Here is a 3,773-nt window from a genome sequence, read left to right as displayed (position 1 = left end):
GGTAAGGGGGTGGATGGGTGGGGGCAGACGGTGTCTGACCAATTCTTCGCTGTAGGAGATGTTAAAGACGAGAGGATGAGTGAGGTCAGCTCTATTCCTCGATCTGAACAGGTTTGGCCCAGATGGCGAGAACGATGCAGCCTTCGGGACTGCTAACGGTGTGGCGGGTGTCAGGGGGATTGATTACTAGCGTGCCAGCGGGGTAGGTGCCGTTGGCGTCGGTTTGGGAGCCTGAGAGCACCAAAATATGCTCAAACCCGGTATGCAGGTGGTAGGGAACCGACGCCCCCGGCTGGTAGCGCAGCAGGGCGGCGGCGGCCCCGTCGGGTACAGCCGGGTACAGCCGATGGATATCGACCCCAGGCCGAAACGACTCCCAGGCCAGTTCTGGGTCAACCGCCATCGCCTTTAAATCGGACAACACAATCGATTGCATCAAAACTCTCCCATTTATTAACCCATTCTCGCCACGGCAGGCATGTAGGTCTGCCCCTACCCATCCACTCACTAATGCCCAGCCATCTTCTGGCCCAGTACTTTGATGTCGGCGGCAGCGGTGGGGCTCTCGTAGACCAGTGCGCCGTCGCTGATCACAAAAATGCGATCGCTCAGCTTCAGCAGCTCGTCTAAATCTTCGCTGACCAGCAGCACCGCCACGCCCCGGTTGCGAGCGGCGAGAATTTGGCCATGAATGTAGTCCACCGCCGAAAAGTCGAGGCCAAAGCAGGGGTTGGCGGCAATCAGCAGGTTGATGTTGGTCGAAGACAATTCTCGGGCCAGCACGGTACGCTGCACGTTGCCGCCAGAAAGATTGCCTACCGGGGTATCGACCGACGGGGTTTTGACCGAAAACACCTTCACCAACTCCTCCGCCATTCGCCGAATGTTGAGCAAGCTGAGCAACCCACGTTTGGCCTGGGGAGGCTTATCAAAGGTGCGTAGGGCCATATTTTCGGCCACGCTCATGTGGGGCACGCAAGCGTTGCGCAGGGGTTCTTCAGGCAGGGTGTAGACCTGGTGACGGGCCATTTCTTTGCGGGTCGACTGGTAGGGAGTGCCGCTGACCAAAATGTCGCCGCTGTGGCGGGGGCGCTGACCAGCCAGCACCTCCACCAGCTCCCGCTGACCGTTGCCCGAAACGCCAGCAATGCCGACAATTTCGCCGCTGTTGACGGTGAGACTGGCCCTGCGCACGGCGGGTAGACCATTATCGCGATCGGCGCACAGGTCTTTTAGCTCCAGCACCGGGCGCGAGTCGGCTACAATAACTTTCTCTACCGGGGTAGCCTCTGTCTTTTCGCCCAGCATCATGTGGGCCATATCGTCTACGGTAAGGTCGCGCACGTAGCCATGGCCCGCCAGTTTACCCTTGCGCAACACCGTCACTTCGTCAGTAAAGGCCATCACCTCGCGAAACTTGTGGGAGATCATCAACACGCTGAGGTGGCCAGCGGTGACTTCTTGCCGCAGCAGTCCCAGTACTTCGTCGGCCTCGTCGGGGGTGAGCACCGAAGTCGGCTCGTCTAGAATCAGCACCCGACTATTCAAGTACAGCTGCTTGAGAATTTCGAGCTTTTGCTTTTGGCCTGCCGCCAGCTGCGCGATCGGGGTGCGCAGGTCGATTTGAAAGGGCGAGGTGGCCATAAAGGCGTCGAGGCGTTCATACTCAGCCTTCCAGTTGATCCACTGGGGGCTGTCGTAGCGCGAAAGGACCAGGTTTTCGGCCACGGTCATGGCGGGCACCGAGGTGAAGTGCTGGTAGACCATGCCTAGGCCAAAGTGGTGGGCGTCTTTGGGGCTGGCGATCGCGCGCGATTGCTTACCCACCAGCACATCCCCAGAGGTGGGGGTATAAAAGCCCATGATGCACTTCACCAGGGTGCTTTTGCCCGCTCCGTTTTCCCCCAGCAGGGCGTGAAAACTGCCGGGGGTGACTTTGATCGACACCTGGTCGAGGGCGGTAAAGGTGCCAAAGCGCTTGGTGAGGTTGATCACTTCTAGCTCGGGCGGTGCGGCCTTGGTTTGGGGAGCAGCGATTGTGGTTTCCATAGCGGTAGGGGGTGGATGGGTAGGAGGGTGGATGGGTAGGGGCTTAGCAGTGCTAAGTCCCACGGCTGTCGTAGGGTGGGCAATGCCCACCATTGACTTACGTCTAGCTCAGATCACATATCGCAGCCTAGGCCAAAGCCTCGATCAATGCTTTGGAGTGGGCCACTGCGCCAAACACGCCGCCCTGCATTTTGACCATCTTCAGCGCTGCCAGGTGGTTGCCGTAGTCCGTTGCGCCCGTGCAGTCCGACAGCAGCAGGCACTCGTAGCCGCGATCGTTGGCGTCGCGCATGGTGGTGTGCACGCACACGTCGGTGGTAATGCCCGAGAGAATAATATTTTGAATGCCCTTGCGATGTAGAACTAGATCTAGATCGGTGGCGTAGAACGAGCCTTTGCCGGGTTTGTCGATTACCACTTCACCGGGCAGAGGCTGTAGCTCAGAAATGATCTCCCAGCCAGGCTCGCCGCGCACCAGAATGCGGCCGCAGGGGCCGGGGTCACCGATGCCTGCGCCGATCTGGCGCGATCGCCACTGCTTGTTCTCCGGCAGGTCGGCTAGATCGGAGCGATGGCCCTCGCGGGTGTGGATGATGGTGAAGTTGCGATCGCGCATCACCCCCAGCAGCTTGGCGATCGGCGCGATTGGGGCGCGGGTGAGCGACAGGTCGTAGCCCATCTTGTCGACATAGCCACCGATGCCGCAAAAATCGGTCTGCATATCAATCACGATCAGCGCTGTATTTTCGGGCCGCAAATCGCCATTGTAGGGGTACGGATACGGCTCGGCTTCAACGAAAATTCCCATGGGTTTTCTCTAGTTGGTTAGCTAATGGAGGTTGCCGGCGGGTGAACATTGGAAAGTTGTTTGAAAAGTCTTGCTGCTTTTGGCGAAGGTGGAGATCCCCCCTGCCCCTTAAAAAGGGGGGTTCTGAGTCTGTTCAAAGTCCCCCTTTTTAAGGGGGATTTAGGGGGATCTCTCCACCCCTACGGGTGTCCGTTGTCCTGTGTCTCACCCAACCTATAGTGCGAAACATCCTTACAAAATGCGCTAAAAGATAGCGGCAAACTGTTACTCCTGAGCCTGTCCCAATGCTCCTGGTGCGCCGGTCAGCGTGCGCTTCGGCGAGCAGGTGATGATCATAATTAGCAGCGTCAAAATGTACGGTGACGCGTTGAACAAGTAGTAGTAGGCATCAATGCCCACCGACTGCATGGCCGGGCCGATCGCCTGGGCACCACCAAACAGCAGTGATGCGTAGAGGCACTGCACCGGGTTCCAGCGAGCAAAAATTACCAGGGCGACGGCCATTAAACCCTGCCCGCTCGAAATTCGCTCTGACCAGCTACCGGGATAAAACAGCGATAGCGATGCGCCGCCAATACCGGCCAAAAAGCTGCCCGCCACAATGCTGGCCATCCGCACCTTAAAAATCGAAATGCCCATGGCTCGGGCGGCATCGGGGCTGTCGCCCACGGCGCGAATCAGCAGGCCCCAGCGGCTAGAGCGAAAGAACCACTGCATCAGGGGCGCGATCGCCACTCCCAAAATAAACAGCGGGCTAATGCTCAGGGCTGACTCTAGCTGAGGAATTTGGGTCCATCCCGCCAAAGACAGCGTCGGCAGCTGGGGGGCCGAGGGCTGAATAAACGGCTTGCCCAAAAAGAAGGCCAGCCCGCTGCCAAAGATAATCATGGCAATGCCCACGGCCACATCGTTAACC

General features: G+C 58.6%; 4 protein-coding genes. All 4 read right to left on the bottom strand.

What is annotated here, in order from left to right; all coding sequences use genetic code 11:
- Positions 1-91 precede the first annotated feature (91 nt).
- Positions 92-436, bottom strand: coding sequence for a cupin domain-containing protein (locus tag IQ273_RS31560; RefSeq protein WP_194027040.1), 345 nt, complete (start codon positions 434-436; stop codon positions 92-94).
- A 71-nt stretch (positions 437-507) separates the two neighbouring features.
- On the bottom strand, positions 508-2,049 hold the full coding sequence (locus IQ273_RS31555) for an ABC transporter ATP-binding protein (RefSeq protein ID WP_194027039.1): 1,542 nt from the start codon (positions 2,047-2,049) through the stop codon (positions 508-510).
- Positions 2,050-2,176: 127 nt separating this feature from the next.
- Positions 2,177-2,857 carry a cysteine hydrolase family protein gene (locus IQ273_RS31550; protein WP_194027038.1) on the bottom strand — a complete coding sequence of 227 codons (681 nt, stop codon included), beginning with the start codon at positions 2,855-2,857 and terminating at the stop codon, positions 2,177-2,179.
- A gap of 264 nt (positions 2,858-3,121) precedes the next feature.
- Positions 3,122-3,773 (bottom strand): ABC transporter permease (locus IQ273_RS31545; RefSeq protein WP_194027037.1); only part of this gene is annotated, 652 nt, incomplete at its 5' end.

Source organism: Nodosilinea sp. LEGE 07298 (assembly GCF_015207265.1).
Lineage (GTDB): Bacteria > Cyanobacteriota > Cyanobacteriia > Phormidesmidales > Phormidesmidaceae > Nodosilinea.
The sequence above is the reverse complement of the archived record's forward strand: the minus strand, read 5'-3'. Positions and strand labels throughout refer to the sequence as shown.